Here is an 18,673-nt window from a genome sequence, read left to right as displayed (position 1 = left end):
GCAGCCTGTGCTCCTGCGCGAAGCTCGTCGCAGAAGATCGTTGCACCTCGGAGTCAAATGGGTAATCACTGCGGTGGCTGAGGAGCTGCCTCCTCGCGATTCCCCATTTGCTGCCTTACGCAGTGATAGGCGCTTCCGCTTTTCTCGATATATGAAAAATGTGGGGTAGATTGTTTACTGAAAGTTGTTACTAAGTAACCTTCTTTTTCTAAGATGATTCCTTGTTGATACGAGTTAAAGCAAATAGAAATTGGAGTAATGAAGGTTTGCTTATATAATTCTTTTTCATTCAAATTTAACGCTACAAACTCTTGTCCAGCAAGTTCTGGTTCGTTTATAAGCTGTTTGTAAACGCTAGCTTGCTCATCTTTTGTAAGGTCATTTTCCCACCATGGTTTGCGTGGTTGGAATTTAAGTTTCGATAAATAATCAATTTTCATGACACTTTTTATTGTTGGTAAAGAAATATTTTCGCTATTTAATAAGTATGCATATAATCGTGTAAATAAATCTTCTAACTGGTGACCAATTTTAGACCAATTTTTTTCTTCCCAAAATGTGCCGAATTGTTGAAAGAAGTCGAATGGTGTTTCATATGCATTTTCGAATAGGAATTCAAGAGTGCGATCCATTCTATGAGCATTCCAGTATTTTTCTAACACATCTTCCACTTGTTTAATGCGAAGGATGTCATCAAAAGTTAACACATTGTTAGAAAATATTTCATATGGAGCTTGATCGACGTATACATATCCGTATTTCTCCGCTTCTACACGCAACCCAGTCCCACGTAGTAACTTTAAAAAGCCTAACTGTAGTTCTTCTGGACGCATCTCAAATACTTCATTAAACGTATTTCTAAATGAATCGTAATCTTCTTCAGGTAAACCAGCTATTAAGTCTAAATGCTGATCTATTTTCCCACCAGCTTTTACCATAGTAACTGTACGTTTTAACTTGTCAAAATTTTGTCTTCTTTGTACTAGTTCATTCGTTAAATCATTTGTCGATTGAACGCCAATTTCAAAACGGAACAATCCAGCAGGGGCATTTTCATTTAAAAATTGAATCACTTCTGGACGCATGATATCTGCAGTAATTTCGAATTGAAATACTACTCCTGGAACATGTTCATCTATTAAAAATTGAAACATTTCCATTGCATAACTTCTGCTAATATTAAACGTTCGGTCAACAAATTTAATTGTTTTTGCACCATTTGCCATTAAATAACGGATATCTTCTTTTACTTTATCACGATTAAAATATCTAACTCCAACTTCAATCGAAGACAAACAGAATTGACAAGAAAATGGGCAGCCACGGCTTGTTTCAATATATGCAATACGCTTAGACAAATTAGAAACATCTTCTTCAAATCGATAAGGAGAAGGAGATTCTCTTAAGTCTAATTTTTTTGGAATTGGATGTAGAATAAATTTGTTTTCTGTCACATAAGCTAGACCAGGAACATTTTTTAACGATTCTTTCCCGCTTAAATAATTTAATAGATCTTTAAATGATTGTTCCCCTTCACCGACAATTATATAATCGATTTCTTCAACCTGGCGTAACCAAACATTTGTATCATAAGAAACTTCAGGTCCTCCTAAAACAATTTTTATAGAGGGGTCTACCGTTTTAATCATTTTTATTACTTTTATTGTTTCTTCGATATTCCAAATGTAACAACTAAATCCTATGATAGAAGGCTTCTTTTGGTACAAGTCCGCAACTATATTAAAGGTAGGATCTTTTATTGTATATTCGGCAATTATTGGTGAGAATTCTGGTTCTGCGTAAGCCTTAAGACAGCGCAAGGCTAAATTTGTATGGATAAACTTGGCATTTAGTGTAGCTAATATAATATTCATTTTAGTAAACTCCTTTTGTTCGCTAATATATTGTAACAAGTAATATGGTTGTCGACAATATAGGTTGTAGTACCTATTTCAATAATTTGATAGGTATGGAATAATCAGAATTAATAGATATTAGGGTAATTATGGAAAGAGCAGAATCATTTATAAATACTTAATAATAAGGGGTAGGTGATTTCATGCTGGAAGCATTTAATAATAAGCGAAATTTCGAACGAGCTTTTCAATTATTTTCAAGTGGACTTATTTTTGTTAATAATAGCGGTGAAATAGTAGATATTAATTCTCAAATGGAAGTGTTACTGGATACAAAGCGTAACGAACTAATAGGAATGAATGTTATGAGACTCTTTGAATTATTAAACTCGACACATCATGAAAAAAAAGAATTTATGATTAAATTATCAAAAAATGGACAAGCGTATATGCTTACCGAAATTCAAACGTTTAAAGGGGAACTAAAGTATATTAAACTAAAAGTAACTAAAGAAGCATTAACCGATTTAATTTTAGTAGAAGTAATTGATGAATCCGAAAAAATGTATTTAAAAAAATGCTTAGCTCACAATGAATCACTTAGCGCAATCGGTCAATTGGCTGCAAGTATTGCACATGAAATTAGAAATCCCATGACTTCTTTAAAGGGTTTCACTCAATTGTTAGATAAAACTACAAATGATGATGGAAAGCGATATTTAGCCGTTATTAACGATGAAATTAAAAGAATGGAAGAAATACTTACGGAATTTCTTCAAGTATCAAAACCAACTGAGTATAAAAAAAGTATTATTGATATGAAATTATTACTGCAAGAAGTAGTTAATTTTATGGCACCACAAGCATTAATGCAACATATAAATATAAGCACATGTTATGAGGTAAATAGCTATTGTAATATTGATGGAGATCGTAACTTATTAAAGCAAGTGCTAATAAATTCTATTAAAAATGCCATAGAAGTAATGCCTAATGGTGGAGATATTTTCATAAAATTTTCAAATTTTTCAGATAATCAGGTGATTATTACTATACAAGATCAAGGTTATGGAATCGAAAGAGAAAACTTATCAAAAATATTTGATCCATTTTTTACTACGAAAGAAACGGGAACTGGATTAGGGCTAGCTCATGCTTTTCAAGTGGTCGAACAACATGAAGGTAAAATTGAAGTGGAAAGTACGGTTGGAGTTGGAACGACATTTCATTTTATTTTCCCACAATCGCATGAAATTCATTCTGTTTTGACAATTTAATGATTTTTCCTATATAATGAGACTTAATGTATTTTATATAGGTGAGGATGACAAGTATGACAAACGAAGAATCGAACAGTGCACTAAAATTATTTATTGTACTGTCACGTGCCCATAAAGTAATTCACGAATGTTCGAATCAGTTTTTCCAAGAAAATGGTCTAAATCCTACGGAATTTGCTGTACTTGAGCTTTTATATCATAAAGGAAAACAGCCACTTCAAAAAATCGGTAACAAAATTTTATTAGCGAGTGGTTCTATTACGTATGTAGTAGATAAGTTGGAAGGTAGAGGTTATATTACTCGAGTTTCTAGTCCTACAGATCGTCGTGTAACATTTGCCGAAATTACGGATGAAGGAAATTCCTTTATGGATGAACTTTTCCCAAGACATGAAGCTCAATTAGTAGAGTTGATGGGGGCACTATCTGAAGAAGAAAAAGATCAAGTAATCGAACTTCTTAAAAAGTTAGGGTTGTCAATTAAAAATCTATCTTATTAAAATAAGAACTTTGGGCAGGAGTTAAGCTCAAAGCTTTTTTATGGTTCTTTGTCAAATGACGTTAGTGCAAAATTTTAGTAGGCTATAATTGATTTAATTATTTGTCTAGGGACTGTCCAGAAAGTCAGTAAAACTGATTTTCTGGCATTTTTTATTTCACCAAATTCATATATTGTACAACCGAAAAAAATAGAAGAGCTATGTGACCCAGTCACATAGCTCCCCTATTAGTCTTTCTAGTTTATCCTGTACCAAAAAGTTTAGTCCAAAGCGAACTGAAAACGTCCATATAGAAAAAAGGCGCTTTTCTTATTTTGAACTGATTGTTTCTGCCATTTCTACAAATAATTCTAAAGCAGGTGCATCTACTGTATCAAATACCGTAAGTTTTACAACCATTCCATCTTTAATAAATGTATAACCTGAAACTTTTCCATCTGGTGTATCAATTTGGAAACCATTTGCTTCTTCAATAAATTCATTAAAAGGTAATTGATTCTCATCAGTTATTTGTATAACTTCTGCTTGTTCATTAGATGCCTTTAATGTTTCAACTAAATTATTTGTCACATCCGTGATATTTACTCCAGCTTCTTTAAACGTTTCAATTCTCATTGACTGAGCGTCATTCTCTTTGTTAAATAGAAGGTCTTTATTCGGCTCCTCACCAGTTAACTCAAAACCAGCTACTACAGTGATTGCAAAATTTTGGTTATCACTTTGTACGACAGTTCCTTCTAATTCTTCTGGTGAGCTAGAAGTACTTTTGTCGTCTATATTAGTAGATTCTTCCTTACTTTCTGTTTCTTTCGGTACTTCTTCTACAGAAGTATCTGCTTCAGCTGGTAGTAAGTTTTCTTCTACTACTTTTTCTTCAACTGTTGTATCTTCGGTAATATTTTCTTCTTCAATTGCTACATCCTCAGCAGTTGTACCACATGCTGCAAGAATACCTGTTAATAATAAGATGAACAATAATGAAGTTATTTTTTTCAAAGTAAATCAGTTCCTTTTATAGTAGTATAGACGGGTTTGGTTTGTAAAAGTTTCAACCTAAGGGTAATATCAAGAAAAGCAGGATTAACATTGTGATGTGAGCTATAACAATAAGGGGCATACTTTTCTTCCACTCATATATAAAGCCCCAAATGAGTCCGGATAGAAATGCACCTAAAATGCCAATCCAAAAACCACTAAATATTAATGATAATCCAAACAGTGCTGAACTTAAAATCACTGCGTAAAAAGGAGAGAGCCAGCGTTTTAGTTGTTGTTGGATGAATCCTCTCCAAAATAATTCTTCGGCAGGTGCGACTATAAATAGTAGTAGTAAGTAGTGCCATATTGCATTAGGGCCAAATTTACTTATAAAGTGGTCAACACTACTTGTGGAAAATACAGGAATTATTTCGAGCAACTTATAACCACCCGCTATAATTACATAGGTCAATACTCCATAGCCGATACCTAATATCAGATATTCGAGTGTTTTAACTTCATCCTCAATTTTAGCATAGTAAAACGCCATCGACATGAGGAAAAGGGTCGTGAAAGTGTAAAAATACCAAAATACCTTATCATTTGAAAAAGTAATCCAGGTAAAAGCATAAGCAAAAAAGAGACAAAATAAAAGATTCTTTTTTGGTAATTCGTAGTTCATGTAATGCACTTCCTTCTTATAATTTCAAATTGCCTCGACTATTAATCAGATTTTTAAAAAGCATAATATTGTTCGAATAGTTTGGAGTTCCGAAGCATTTGATGTAGATTGTTTGCATATGTTTAAAAAAAGTTAAATGCCGTTCTTCAAGGTAAGAGGAACGGCATGACGTTTATTCATCATTACTATATAATATTGTATAGCGCTTATGATTGATTACCGTTTTTTCTTCAAGTTCTAGTTCATTAAAGTTTTCCATAAAAGTTAAATTTACAATTACAGAGTTTTCATTAACCTTTTCTACAATACCTTGAAGACCGTCTTCAAATTCAATTATATTACCAACTTCAGCAATTCTCATAGATTGTCTCCTCTTTTCTAGAAGTTATTACAATACAGTTTGCCTTAAAAAATGGGATTCGTAAAGTATTTTACTAATAAAAAATGGAGCTATGAATCATTATATATTAGAAAGGAATGTTAGAGATGAATTTATATGAAGAAAAGCTAAATATGTTACGAGTAGGTGACATACAATCATTAGAGATCTCGAAAGAAGAATTTCTAGCTTTTCGTGAAGTACTTATTAAAAGAGAAGATTTTAAGCATTTTTCAGGAAGTGCAAAACAAGGGGCCACGGTAGTATATACATATTTACTAAAAGAGAGAAGCTGATTTGGCGATTTGGGTCACAATTTTGTAAGTTTCATATAACTTTAAAGAAGGTATACTAAAATCTAATTGTTTCAGTGGGGGGATGTTGTATTGCGTGAATCTATATTAAATCAAATAGAACATACGAGGGATGAGATGATTAAATCTGCTTTAGAAAATGGAATAGCAGATGAAAATACAATCCTGTTAAGTAAAAAACTTGATGTATTATTAAATGAAATACAAATCATTAGTAATGAGATCAATAAATAGTTCATTTATTTTTGAAAAAAGGTTTAAAATAAATGAAAATGGCTATATTAATAAAGAACACAGCAACATTCTCATTTCCCCCTTTTAAAAGGTTCATCCAAAAGTATTTGGATGAACCTCTTTTTTTGGTACACTATAGATAGCCTAAATAATTTACTGGGGGAAAAGACATGATAGGGAAACTAAAAACAGGTTTTATTGGCACAGGTGTAATGGGGAAAAGTTTAGTAATGCATTTATTGGATGCTGGACATGAAGTGATAATCTATACCCGAACAAAAGAAAAAGCAGAAGAACTTATTTCTTTAGGGGCTACTTGGGTTAATCATCCAAAAGAATTAGCTGAAAAAGTTCAGATTGTTTTCACAATGGTTGGTTATCCACATGATGTGGAAGAAATTTATTTTGGGAAAAATGGAATTTTTGAAGCAGATAATAAAGGGTTAATTGTAATTGATATGACAACATCTACTCCTACATTAGCTAAAAAAATAGATAGTGCTGCAAAAGAAAAAGAAATGGGATCGCTTGATGCTCCTGTCTCAGGTGGAGATATTGGAGCCAAATCAGGAAAGCTGTCCATCATGTGTGGTGGAGAGAAAGAGATTTTCGATGAAATGTTACCGGTTTTAAGCCTTTTCGGAGAAACTATCTTATATCAAGGTCTTGCAGGATCTGGTCAACATACAAAATTGTGTAATCAAATTACCATTGCAACAGGTATGATTGGAGTATGTGAAGCATTAGCTTACGGTAAAAAAGCAGGATTAGATTTAGAACAAGTATTGCGCTCTATATCATCAGGGGCAGCGGGATCATGGTCTCTAAGCAACTTAGCTCCTCGAATGGTAGCAGAAGATTTCGAACCAGGTTTTTATATTAAACATATCGTAAAAGATATGAAAATTGCTTTAGAAGAGTCAGAAAAGATGAACTTAAACCTTCCAGGATTAACTCTAGCTAAATCGATGTATGATGAACTAGTGTCATTAGGGTACGAAAATAATGGTACACAAGCGTTAATAAAAGCTTATAAATAACTTATAAAATTAGAGATGAAAGGACAGTCAATATGACACAGAATCAAGGAACTCTTCTTGAAAGTGGTACCAATGAATTAGAAATTGTAGAGTTTCAAGTAGGAGTGAATAAATTTGGTATTAATGTCATAAAGGTAAAAGAGATTATCGAACCTTTAATAATTACATTTGTGCCACATGTACATGATCATGTGGAAGGTATCGTACAATTAAGAGGCGAAGTTTTACCGGTTGTTAATTTAGAGAAGGTTTTAGGTATTCCAAAATCAGCTGCAAATCAACAAGATAAATATATAGTTACAGAGTTTAATAACCAAAAAGTGATTTTCCATGTAAGTAACGTCAAGCAAATTCATCGTATTTCTTGGGAGCAAATAGAAAAGCCTTCAAATATCTATCGAAATGGTACGTCACATGTTATTGGGGTTATTAAAAGAGAAGAAGAAATGATTCTTTTGTTAGACTTTGAAAGAATTATTGTAGAGATAAATCCAGAATTAGGTATAAACGTGAACTCTATAAAAAAACTGGGGAAGCGTGAACGTTCTAATAAAAAAATAGTCATTGCTGAAGACTCTCCATTACTTCGAAAGCTATTACATGATACGCTAAACGAAGCGGGGTATGTAAATCTAGAGTTTTTTGAAAATGGAAAAGATGCTATTGCATACTTAGAAGGTTTAGAAAAAGTATCCACAGATATTTCTGAGCATGTACATATAGTTGTTACTGATATTGAAATGCCTCAGTTAGATGGACATACTTTTACTAGAAGAATAAAGGAAAATAGTCATTTAGCTAAACTTCCAGTGCTAATTTTTTCTAGTTTAATAACAGAAGACTTGCGCCACAAAGGTGATAAAGTTGGAGCGGAGGCTCAAATTAGTAAACCAGAAATCGCGGAACTAGTTCTTAAAATTGATCAATATATTTTATAGTTAGAAAAAGAATGGCTTAAGTGAACCGGGAACGTTCAAGTGTAAAAAAGAACAAAATGAACATACGACATATCCGTAAATAAGTGCAAAAAGGGACTTTTGTTCTATATTTACACTTATTTTAAATTATGTCGTATGTCAATTTTGCTCATTTACTGTTTTTATCGTTTTATCTTGTTACCATAAGTTTTTTCCAATGCTAAACCGGAAACGGCCATAGAGAAAAGTGTTAGAATTTCCTCCACTTGGATCGCTCTGGATAGTACGTAAGTCTTATACTTTAACTTAAAAGATCGAGGAGCTTAAGAAAATGACTACGTCACTTTCTTAAGCTCCTCGATCTTGTTCTTATTATCTATCAAAATAAGATTTTCTATTTTGCTCGTACCATTTTTGGGGGCTAGAAAACTGAGAAGTGTATGGCGTTGTTTTCTTTGTAGGTTGCTTAATGATGGGCTGAGGTCCTATATAATCAACTAGCAGTTGTTTTGCTACTTTTAAATTCATTTTACGAATTGGATTTCTATACGTATCATCTAAATGACCAAGATGCGGTAAATTTTTAAAATCCTCTTTCATAGGAATTACATGAAAATAGTAATCAGCACATTCGATTAATACAGAGGATTGCTGTTGGCTATTTTTGGGATTACGAACAAAGTGTAAGCCAACTTTTTTCGCTTTATTTTCAGTTACCATTTTATCAATGGCTTGTTTTTTTAGTGAGTAGAGTGGTTTATTGTCAATTGCAGTTTTTGCGTGACGATTAACAGTGTAAATAGCAGTTGCAATTTGTTCTTCATTTGTTAAAGTTGCCATCGAATCCCCCTGTATAAATATATTATATTTTCTTATCATAGCAATTTAAGGAATAATTGTATACAAAAATCAAAAAAGTAAAGTAATCTATTGATTCAGTTCGATGTAAGGGATAGGAAATATGAACAATTTCATTTGCGGATTTGTTCATCTATGCTAAAATTTGAATGAATGGTCATTCAATTAAAAGGGGTGTTGAGACATGTTACAGGGGAAAACAATTATTATTACTGGTGGATCAAGTGGTATGGGGAAGTATATGGCGATGAAGTTTGTTTCGGAAGGAGCAAACGTGGTCATTACGGGGAGAGATTTAGAGCGATTAGAAACAGCTAAGCATGAAATTATCGAAAATGGTCCTAACGTTGCGATTTTTCAAATGGATGTTCGCAATCCGGAGCATGTGGAAGCCATGGTCGCTTTTACTGTGAAAACTTTTGGTCGAATTGATGGGTTAGTTAATAATGCTGCAGGAAACTTTATTGTTGAAACGGAAAAACTTACTCCAAATGGGTGGAAATCTGTTATCGATATCGTTTTAAATGGATCATTTTATTGTTCAAGCGCAGTTGGAAACTATTGGATTGCAAATGATGGTAAAGGAACCATATTAAATATGCTTGCAACTTATGCGTGGGGAGCAGGAGTTGGCGTTGCTCATTCAGCAGCCGCAAAAGCAGGAGTGATGTCTTTAACGAGAACACTAGCTGTTGAATGGGGTAAAAAATATGGAATACGAGTAAATGGTATTGCTCCGGGACCAATAGAGCGAACTGGAGGTGCAGGAAAGCTTTGGGAATCAGAAGAGGCTGCTAAAAGAACACTTGATGCGGTACCTTTGGGTAGACTAGGTAAACCAGAGGAAGTTGCTGAGCTTGCAACATTCATTCTTTCTGATAAAGCTTCATATATGAACGGGGAAATAGTTACTTTAGACGGCGGACAATGGTTAAATCAATTCCCATTCTAAAGAATTGAATTATTTTGTAAACGTTTTCATGGTATTTTATTCCTTGTTTATGTTATGATAGTTTTATAGGTTGTGTTTTCAATTGGAAAACAGGCAAAGGAGTAGAATGCAATGATATCTGTGAATAATAGAGGTTTTTTAGAAATACCGATTGAAGAATTTGTGATTTCTGCTGAAAAAGTAGCTCATGTTCAATTAGGAAATAATGCAGAACATGCATTGTTAGTATTAACAAAAACAGGATATTCTTCCATTCCAGTGTTGGACATGAGGTACAGACTCAAAGGGTTAATTAGCGCGCAGCAAATTACGGATGAAATTCTTGGATTAGCACATATTGAATATGAACGACTATCTTCTATAAAAGTAGAAGATATTATGAAATCTGATTTAGCAACTATTCACATTAATGATAAATTTCAAAGAGGTTTGGATTTATTAGTGGATAATCCTTATGTATGTGTTGTGGATGACGAACATACTTTTTTGGGTATACTTACAAGAAGAGTAATTTTGAAGCAAATGAAAAAGTACTTATATCAATCGCAAGCATAATATGGGAAAATTGAAGGAGGCCTAATAAAGGGCCTTTTTTTCTTTTTACAGGTATATAATATTGTGCACTTAGCAGTGATAGGAGCTTGCGCTTTTCTAAATGAAATGGGGGGTTATATGAAAGTAACTAAAAAGCCATTGGTACTTATATCCGTGATTCTTGCAATGTTTATGGGGGCGGTTGAAGCTACTATTATTGCTACTGCCATGCCGAGCATTACAGCGGATTTAGGTGGTTTTTCAAGATACAGTTGGGTATTTTCTTCCTATCTTTTAATGAGTACAATAACTGTTTTGATCTATGGAAAACTGGCTGACTTATTTGGCCGGAAAATAATATTTTTTATAGGAGTTTCGTTATTTTTAATAGGTTCTTTTTTATGTGGTATTTCTTCGTCCATGGAACAGCTTATTTTATTTCGTTTTATCCAAGGCTTAGGCGCTGGAGCAGTAATGCCGATAGCAACTACTATTATTGGCGATGTATATCAAGGTGAGGAACGAGCTAAAATTCAAGGTTATTTATCGAGTGTTTGGGGAATATCTGCTATTTCTGGACCTGCTATTGGCGGTATAATCGTTGAGTCTATTGGCTGGCAATATGTATTTTGGATCAATATACCACTAGGGATAATCGCAATGGTAGGAATTGCATTATTTTTGCATGAGACAGAACAAAAGAAACAGGCAAATGTGGATTATAAAGGAGCAATACTAGTAACAGTTATATTGTCTTCTCTATTATTTTGGCTAGTCGAGGGAGGGCAAACATTTCAGTGGCTTTCTATAATGAGTGTTACCATACTTTTGGTAACTATTTTATGTTTTACTTTGTTTGTAAAGGTAGAGAAACAGGCAATAGAACCATTAATGCCCTTTTCTATATGGAGAAATAAAACGATTCTATACGCAAATTTAATATCATTTGTTACAGGGGTTATTTTAATAGGCATGTCTAGTTATATTCCTATGTATGTTACAGGTGTAATGGGACAAAAAGCAATCGTTGCTGGATTTACGTTAACTGCGGTATCTATTGGATGGCCGCTAGCGTCAACTATAGCGGGTCAATTACTATTTAAGCATGGTGCTTTTAAATTGTCTTTAGTAGGTACTATATTTTTAGTAGTAGGGACTTTCTCTTTTGTCTTCATACAATCTACTTTAAATCCATTTTTTATTGCTATTTGTAGTTTTTTAGTCGGAATAGGTATGGGGTTAACCAGTACCTCATTTACGGTAACAATTCAAAATGCAGTTACTTATGAACAAAGAGGAATAGCGACAGCAAGTAATATGTTTATGAGTAATTTTGGAAATACAGTTGGTGCTGCATTACTTGGAATGATTGTGAATGAAACATACAAGAAATATTTAAATGACAATCAGTCAAATTATGACTTGAGCGTTGTTGATCAGTTATTAAATGCAGAGACGAGAAAATCATTTATGCTAGAGGACCTGTCATTTTTACAAACTGGCTTGGATAATTCCTTACATATGATGTTTCTCGTATTATTTTTGTTTGCTGTTATTAGTTTTGTTTTAGTATTTGGTTTACCTAAAAAGAAAGGGGCATAATAATGACTTCTGATTTTCTCATTATTAAAGTATTGGCTGAGGAAAAAAATATGCGCAAAGCTGCGGAAAGACTATTTTTGTCCCAGCCGGCACTTTCTTTGCGTTTACAATCCTTGGAAAAAGAATGGAATACTAAACTTTTTTTACGTTCTCAAAAAGGACTGACTCCAACTCCAGAAGGAGAAATGGTCATTGAATTTGCTATTAGCATGATTGATCAAAAAGAAGAGCTTTATGAAGCCATTCAGTCGTTAACTTCAAAAGTTCATGGAACATTAAAAATTGCTTGTGCATCTATTGTCGGTCAGAATTGGCTGCCAAAAGTATTGAAAGATTTTGTTCAAACATATCCAGAAGCGAAAATCTCCTTATTAACTGGATGGAGCTCTGAAATTGTAAAGTCGATTTATGATGGGGAATCCCACGTCGGTATCGTGCGTGGTCAAACAGATTGGAAAGGTCCAAAAACACATCTTTTTCGCGATACACTTTATTTAGTAGATAAAGAGATGACATCAGTAGACGATGTATTAACTTCAGAAAAGCCTTTTATCCAGTTTAAGAGTGACTCCAATTATTATCAGGAAATTCAACAATGGTGGCAGAAACATTTCTCTAGTAATCCACGTAGACAAATTATTGTAGACCAAATTGAAACATGTAAACAGATGGCGTTAAATGGGATCGGATACGCTATTTTACCTTCGATTACTTTAACTGGTCATGAAGATGTCAATAAAATACCTTTAACTAATCAGGAAGAAGAATTCGAATTAACAAGAGATACTTGGTTGATCGGTTATGATTCTGCATTAGAACTCCCACAAGTAGAAGCATTTGTAAAAATAGTAAAACTACACGGTGAAAAGTTTCACGAATGAGGCTTGAAAAAAATTAACCCTATTTTCTGAAAAAGGAACTTCTTTAAGCGACTAACGTACTAATATAGAAACAAAGGAGGGGAAATTCATGCTAATTCGTAAATGCGCGTTGGTTATTACAGCATTATTTATATACTTTACATTATTACCAACGATTGAAGCTTCAGCTGCTCCGAATTTACAAGTAAAAGTAACGACTGGTTTTAACGGGAAAGCTAAATATGGGGAGGGCCTTCCTATAACGATTTCTGTTGAGAATACGGGGGAGGCTTTTTCAGGAGATATTGTACTTGATATAGCAGAATCGTATAATCTTGGAAATGCACATGCTATCCCTTTTGAGATTGGTTCAGGTGAGACTAAGTCTATACAAGTTGCAGTAGCGGGATTATCAGATGACTATAATTATCAACAGCCCAATGCACAAATGATTCACTTTTTTGAGGGTGGATGGGAAAAAGAAAATTCGATTGGATATAAAGGGACAAAAACGTTAAAAGCGAGCTTCTTAGACCCCACTACTATTTTTTATTTTACGCTAACTAATAGTGCGGATCGACTAAAAATGTTAAATCAAGTGAAGCAACCAAATACATTAAACGATGAAATTATCCATGTTGCTCAATTATCCAATTTTACACTGCCATCGGATGCTGTTGCTTGGCAAATGGCAGATTATATGCTGATCGATGAATTTGTACTTGCAGATTTAGAAACTGCCCAACAACAAGCTCTTATTGACTATGTGCGTGCTGGTGGTGTGATTGTTGTAGGTGCTTCTGATGATACAGAAGCAGAAGTAGGTCAATTAGGGGATTATCTACCTCTATCATTGAAGTCTAGCATGTCATCGATATCACCAGAAAAAATGAAAGCTTTCACAAACAATAATGTACTATCAAATGATTTACCTGTATACGATGCTACTCTAAATGAAGGAGCTACTGAATTATTCAGTTCAGCTGGAGTTATCCTAGCAGCTAAAAAGCAATTAGGTAGCGGAGCAATTATACAAACAACCTTCTCATTAGGAGATGAACCTTTAGCGAAGGATCCTGTATACAGTGATTTAATGACGTCCATTTTACAGTCTGTGAAAGTACAAACCTCAACTAATAGTATGTATGGACCTAATTTCAAGGATCAACTTGTCTATGAACTAGGAAGTACGAACTCTTTGTTTAGTTCATTCAAAGTTTCTACGCCACTTATGATTGGTATTGTAGTAGTTTACATGATTCTAGTAGGACCTTTACTATATCTAATCTTGAAAAGAAAAGACAAACGCGAATTTGCTTGGGGAATTATACCACTAATTGCGATAATTGCTTCAGTTGCTATTTTTGGATATGGTGCGAAGGATCGTATAGCTCGTCCACAAGTTCAGCTTTCTTCGTTTTTGTATGTAAACGACGATAAGAGTCTAAATGGGTATTACGCACAGTCACTATTAAGTAATAAAAGTGGGGACTTTTCGTTTGAAGCTCCAGCATCCACTACGATGGTTGCTGCTAGAAATACAAATTCATTTACGGGGCAATCGGTTAATGTACATGAAGATGCAATTTTTGAAAAACATGCATCCAACAGTGAGTTAACGTTTAGAGATGTTGGCTATTGGTCAGTTTCTTCCATGTATGGGGAAAGTCATTTACAGGATGTTGGGAATTTTGATGTGAATCTAAGAGTAGAAGCAAGTAAACTGATTGGATCTATTCAAAATAATTTCCCATTCTCTTTAAAAGATGTGTCAGTTTGGTCCGGTAGTAAAATAATTAAGCTTGGAGATTTACAATCAGGAGAAAAAATAGAAGTAAATAAGGAATTAGGAACAGTCATGCTATTACCTTCACAAAACCCATACATTAATACGAATTTTGGGATGAATCCGACTGCTCAAATTGATTTAGAAGAGCAACGAAAACAAGCAACTTACATTACTTCTAGTCAAATGATAGGGCAAAAAGATAATGGTCCTGTAATTACGGCTTTTGTAAAAGATAATTTAATTCCAATTGAGTTAAAAGATAAAAAAGTAGAAATGTCCACTTTAAACTTACTCATTCAACCTTTTACAGCAGAAACAATTTTTGACGGTGAGTTTGTATTGCCAGCAAATATGTTTACAGTAAATATTAATACAAATGAAGTAGGTAAGTATATGGAACCAATCTATAATAGCAATTTAGAATGGTATTTAGATGACGGCGAATACAATGTATCTTGGAAAGTTCCAGATTCTATTCCACTAGAAAATGTAACATGGACACAATTACAAATTGCCAATACAGATAAAAATTCTCATACTATACAAATTTGGAATATTAAAACACAAGCCTTCGAAGAAGTTACGGACAGTAGATTTACTGTGACAGCGAATATTAATGATTATATAAATCAAGAAGGAGAAGTCCAGTACCAACTTCAAAAGAAAGCTGTTCAAGGTGATCCATATACAAGACTTCCAGAACTTCGTATGAAAGGAGAGGTGAAGAAATGATCGAGATTAAAGGATTAACAAAAAAATATGGTTCCTTTTATGCGTTAAATGATCTTAACCTCACTTTATCAGAAGGTACAGTATTTGGGTTTGTAGGTGCCAATGGGGCAGGGAAATCTACTACTTTTTCTATTTTAGCAACGTTACTTCAACCTACTTCTGGAGATGCTTTTATCAATGGAAAAAGTGTAAAAACAGATTCCCATGAGGTTCGCAAGCAAATAGGGTATATGCCAGACTTTTTTGGAGTATATGATCAATTAAAAGCGGACGAGTACTTAGATTTTTACGGTGCAAGTTATGGGATACCTGAAGCGGAGAGAGAAATATTAATTCCACAGTTACTGGAACTTGTAAATTTAACACATAAAAGATATGAGTATGTAGACCTTTTATCACGAGGAATGAAGCAACGATTGTGTTTGGCAAGAGCGCTTATTCATGACCCAAATGTATTGATTCTGGATGAACCAGCATCTGGACTTGACCCGCGTGCTCGTGTTGAAATGAGAGATATATTAAAACAATTAAAAGGAATGGGCAAAACTATCCTAATTTCTTCTCATATTTTACCGGAGCTTGCGGAAATGTGTGATGAAATAGGAGTAATTGATGGTGGAAGACTAATCGCACACGGAACTGTCCACGAAATTCAAGCTCAGCTTGCAGGGGAAAGATATATTTCAGTGAAGATCAAAGGGTTACTTGAAAATGCAATCATATTTTTTGAGGAAGATCCATTTGTTTCAAATGTTGAGACGAATACGGAGAAAAATATTCTCACATTCAATTATCGAGGTTCAGAAGATGATCAAATCGATTTATTGAAAAAAGCTTTGGACAATCAATTACGCATCGTCTCCTTCTCTGAAGCAGAAACCGATTTAGAAGATGTCTTTATGGAAATAACGAAGGGGGCGAAATAAAGATGAAACAGTCATTATCTAACCCAGTTTTAGTGAAAGAGATTAAATTACGCTTTCGATCCTTAAAAAGCTTTACAGGTATCCTGTTTTATTTAATTGCAATGGCCATTTTTGTCTTCGGATTTATTATGCTTACAACTTCATTTACAGGTACTGGTTATTTTAGACCGGAAGAAAGTTTTTTTATGTTTGCTATGCTCACTTTTATTCAGTTAGGATTAATTCTCTTTATTACACCGGGGTTAACTGCAGGTGCAATTAGTACAGAGAGAGAAAAACAAACGTTAAATATCTTATTAACAACGTCTCAAACGTCTTTTCAAATAATAATAGGTAAGCTGACTTCATCAATTGCTTTTCTTCTATTGTTATTAGTAGCAGGATTGCCAATCTACAGTATGGTCTTTCTATTTGGTGGAGTTTCACCAGGCCAATTAGGCGTTATTTTTCTGTTTTTCTTTTTAACGATGCTTGCAGTTGGCGGAATTGGCATCATGTATTCAACAATTATTCGAAAAACAATTGTCGCAATGATCGCTACTTATGGAACAATGATTTTCCTAGCCGGAGTTACTGGTTTTATCTATCTGGTTATTACCGGGATAAATACGATGGGTGGAGCAGGAGTTCCAACATCCTCACCCATCGGACACTTTTTTGCTAGTATAAATCCAGTTGTTTTAATACTTACATTGATCACGCCACAATCAGATGAATTTATTACCTCAACAACACTTATAGACTTTCCAATCTGGATTGGGTATACCATTTTTTATGTGTTAATTACCATTTTGACGATTTTCATTGCTGTGAAAAAATTACGTGTCAATATGAAACGGGCAAAATGAGGAGGAACTGATGATGAATAGCCCAAACAAGCTTATTCAATTTGTCCGAAAAGCTAGGAGAAGACTTGCTTTAGAGCATTATATAAGAATGCTTCAATTGGCTTTGTTTTATGGGTTTACAACCGCTTCGGCTATTCTCTTTGTTTCTCGATTATTTGTTTTTCCTTACTATTATAGAACTTCTATTATTGTGGGAAGCACTGTGTTTGTAGCAGTGTTTCTATACGCTTTTTGGAAGCGACCTTCAAAGGAAGTTGCACTGCACAATCTAGATGCATTCTTTCCAGATAATTTATTGATCACCTCGGTTTCGTTCTTGCAAGATCAATCATCCTTAATAAAGGAATTATTAACAAAGGCTGAACAAAGTGCAACTAATGCATTTGAGAAATTTAAGCAACGTGACAAACAGTATTTTCAACCAAAATGGATTATTGGATTTGTAATTGCTCTAACAGCGATGGTTATTTTGACAGCATTTCCTGCAGCTACACAATTAGAAGCATTAGATATAGAAAAAGAGCAAGAAGTTGTGAAAGAAATTAAAAAAGAAGTAAATCAATTAGAGAAAAAAGAACAGCCAGAATCAATCAAAAAAGAATTAGAGGAATTAAAAGAAAAATTGAAAGAAGTGGAAACAGCGGAAGAAGCACTGAGAGAAGTTGTGAAAAAACAAAAAGAGTTGGAATTAAAAGAACAAAAGCTACTGCAAAAGCAAGAGCTTTCCAAGCAGGAGGGTTCTTCGGAGTCATCGCTTTCGGCTGAAGAACAAAAAGAATTAGCTGCCTTAGAGGATATTAGCAATTCTTTAGCAAAAAGTGCATCTTCTTCTCAGACTGCCTTAAGTAAGATGGGCAAATCATTTCCTTTTACGCCAAGTGAAATAGCGCAAGGTGAATCCAAAGAAGGAGAATCTCCCGAAAATAAAGACCAAGAAGAGGGGCAAGAGCAAGGGGAAGGGCAAGGAGAAGGACAAGGGCAAGGCCAAGGACAGGGGCAGGGGCAGGGGCAAGGGCAAGGCCAAGGCCAAGGCCAAGGACAGGGTCAAGGGCAAGGCCAAGGACAGGGACAAGGGCAAGGCCAAGGGCAAGGCCAAGGCCAAGGACAAGGCGCAGGAAAGGGTTCAGGAGGAAGAGATTTGCTTTCTATTCCAACTAGAATTGGTGGTACAGGCGATACATCTACTGACAGTGGAAAACTTAGTGAAGGGGAAGCTGCTGGAGAACAAACTGGAGAAGTACCGGTAACTAGAGGGACTGCTAGACCTTATGAAGAAGTAGTAAATGAGTATTCAGACTCATATATAGAAAGTTCTGACCGCATGCAATTGCCATCGGACTTACAACGTATTGTGCAAGATTATTTTTCATCCGTAGAAAATAGCGAGTAATG

Annotated in this window: 19 protein-coding genes; 14 read left to right on the top strand and 5 right to left on the bottom strand. The window is 34.4% G+C overall.

Annotation, left to right across the window (positions count from 1 at the left end):
* Positions 1-65 precede the first annotated feature (65 nt).
* Positions 66-1,874 carry a B12-binding domain-containing radical SAM protein gene (locus C7437_RS06165; protein ID WP_111438741.1) on the bottom strand — a complete coding sequence of 603 codons (1,809 nt, stop codon included), beginning with the start codon at positions 1,872-1,874 and terminating at the stop codon, positions 66-68.
* A 185-nt stretch (positions 1,875-2,059) separates the two neighbouring features.
* Between C7437_RS06165 and C7437_RS06160 the strand changes: the two genes are divergently transcribed.
* Together C7437_RS06160 and C7437_RS06155 are read left to right on the top strand one after the other, a co-directional pair.
* Positions 2,060-3,133, top strand: a complete 1,074-nt coding sequence (locus tag C7437_RS06160) for an ATP-binding protein (protein ID WP_111438740.1) — start codon at positions 2,060-2,062, stop codon at positions 3,131-3,133.
* Between the two features lie 56 nt (positions 3,134-3,189).
* Positions 3,190-3,636, top strand: a complete 447-nt coding sequence (locus C7437_RS06155) for a MarR family winged helix-turn-helix transcriptional regulator (protein ID WP_111438739.1) — start codon at positions 3,190-3,192, stop codon at positions 3,634-3,636.
* Between the two features lie 309 nt (positions 3,637-3,945).
* Here the strand turns inward: C7437_RS06155 and C7437_RS06150 are convergent, their stop codons facing one another.
* The 3 genes from C7437_RS06150 to C7437_RS06140 all read right to left on the bottom strand — a co-directional run bounded on the left by C7437_RS06150 (position 3,946) and on the right by C7437_RS06140 (position 5,657).
* Entirely contained in the window at positions 3,946-4,632 is a 687-nt protein-coding gene (locus tag C7437_RS06150) for a hypothetical protein (RefSeq protein WP_111438738.1), read from the bottom strand.
* Positions 4,633-4,684: 52 nt separating this feature from the next.
* A complete protein-coding gene (locus C7437_RS06145) occupies positions 4,685-5,296 on the bottom strand; it encodes a CPBP family intramembrane glutamic endopeptidase (protein ID WP_111438737.1) in 612 nt (203 codons plus the stop codon).
* 172 nt (positions 5,297-5,468) lie between these two features.
* On the bottom strand, positions 5,469-5,657 hold the full coding sequence (locus C7437_RS06140; protein ID WP_111438736.1) for a DUF2187 family protein: 189 nt from the start codon (positions 5,655-5,657) through the stop codon (positions 5,469-5,471).
* A gap of 125 nt (positions 5,658-5,782) precedes the next feature.
* On the opposite strand from C7437_RS06140, the gene C7437_RS06135 reads away from it, so the two are divergent.
* The 4 genes from C7437_RS06135 (at position 5,783) to C7437_RS06120 (ending at position 8,201) form a co-directional block, all read left to right on the top strand.
* Positions 5,783-5,971, top strand: a complete 189-nt coding sequence (locus C7437_RS06135) for a hypothetical protein (protein ID WP_111438735.1) — start codon at positions 5,783-5,785, stop codon at positions 5,969-5,971.
* Between the two features lie 90 nt (positions 5,972-6,061).
* Positions 6,062-6,223 carry an aspartyl-phosphate phosphatase Spo0E family protein gene (locus C7437_RS06130; RefSeq protein ID WP_111438734.1) on the top strand — a complete coding sequence of 54 codons (162 nt, stop codon included), beginning with the start codon at positions 6,062-6,064 and terminating at the stop codon, positions 6,221-6,223.
* Between the two features lie 170 nt (positions 6,224-6,393).
* Complete coding sequence (locus C7437_RS06125) at positions 6,394-7,263, top strand: NAD(P)-dependent oxidoreductase (protein ID WP_111438733.1); 870 nt, start codon at positions 6,394-6,396, stop codon at positions 7,261-7,263.
* A gap of 32 nt (positions 7,264-7,295) precedes the next feature.
* Positions 7,296-8,201, top strand: coding sequence for a chemotaxis protein (locus C7437_RS06120; RefSeq protein ID WP_111438732.1), 906 nt, complete (start codon positions 7,296-7,298; stop codon positions 8,199-8,201).
* Positions 8,202-8,552: 351 nt separating this feature from the next.
* Here C7437_RS06120 and C7437_RS06115 read toward each other — a convergent pair whose 3' ends face one another.
* Positions 8,553-9,020 carry a YkyB family protein gene (locus C7437_RS06115; protein WP_111438731.1) on the bottom strand — a complete coding sequence of 156 codons (468 nt, stop codon included), beginning with the start codon at positions 9,018-9,020 and terminating at the stop codon, positions 8,553-8,555.
* Between the two features lie 202 nt (positions 9,021-9,222).
* On the opposite strand from C7437_RS06115, the gene fadH reads away from it, so the two are divergent.
* The 8 genes from fadH to C7437_RS06075 all read left to right on the top strand — a co-directional run bounded on the left by fadH (position 9,223) and on the right by C7437_RS06075 (position 18,671).
* On the top strand, positions 9,223-9,990 hold the full coding sequence (gene fadH / locus C7437_RS06110; protein WP_111438730.1) for a 2,4-dienoyl-CoA reductase: 768 nt from the start codon (positions 9,223-9,225) through the stop codon (positions 9,988-9,990).
* A gap of 111 nt (positions 9,991-10,101) precedes the next feature.
* The gene (gene cbpB / locus C7437_RS06105; RefSeq protein WP_111438729.1) at positions 10,102-10,545 is read left to right on the top strand and encodes a cyclic-di-AMP-binding protein CbpB; all 444 of its coding nucleotides are present in this window, start codon (positions 10,102-10,104) and stop codon (positions 10,543-10,545) included.
* Positions 10,546-10,662: 117 nt separating this feature from the next.
* A complete protein-coding gene (locus C7437_RS06100) occupies positions 10,663-12,126 on the top strand; it encodes an MDR family MFS transporter (protein ID WP_111438728.1) in 1,464 nt (487 codons plus the stop codon).
* Between the two features lie 2 nt (positions 12,127-12,128).
* Positions 12,129-13,007: a transcriptional regulator CcpC gene (locus C7437_RS06095; RefSeq protein WP_111438727.1), complete on the top strand. Its 879-nt coding sequence runs from the start codon at positions 12,129-12,131 to the stop codon at positions 13,005-13,007.
* An 88-nt stretch (positions 13,008-13,095) separates the two neighbouring features.
* The gene (locus tag C7437_RS06090; RefSeq protein WP_111438726.1) at positions 13,096-15,507 is read left to right on the top strand and encodes a hypothetical protein; all 2,412 of its coding nucleotides are present in this window, start codon (positions 13,096-13,098) and stop codon (positions 15,505-15,507) included.
* Positions 15,504-16,433: an ABC transporter ATP-binding protein gene (locus C7437_RS06085; protein WP_111438725.1), complete on the top strand. Its 930-nt coding sequence runs from the start codon at positions 15,504-15,506 to the stop codon at positions 16,431-16,433. The genes C7437_RS06090 and C7437_RS06085 overlap by 4 nt, the downstream gene beginning before the upstream one ends.
* 2 nt (positions 16,434-16,435) lie before the next feature.
* On the top strand, positions 16,436-17,281 hold the full coding sequence (locus C7437_RS06080; protein ID WP_111438724.1) for an ABC transporter permease: 846 nt from the start codon (positions 16,436-16,438) through the stop codon (positions 17,279-17,281).
* A gap of 13 nt (positions 17,282-17,294) precedes the next feature.
* Positions 17,295-18,671 (top strand): hypothetical protein, encoded by a 1,377-nt coding sequence (locus tag C7437_RS06075; RefSeq protein WP_111438723.1) that lies wholly within the window; start codon positions 17,295-17,297, stop codon positions 18,669-18,671.
* The last annotated feature ends 2 nt before the right edge of the window (positions 18,672-18,673 follow it).

Origin of the sequence: Psychrobacillus insolitus, from assembly GCF_003254155.1 — a bacterium.
Classification (GTDB): Bacteria; Bacillota; Bacilli; order Bacillales_A; family Planococcaceae; genus Psychrobacillus; species Psychrobacillus insolitus.
Note: the sequence above shows the minus strand (reverse complement) of the source record. Positions and strands in the feature narration are given on the sequence as shown.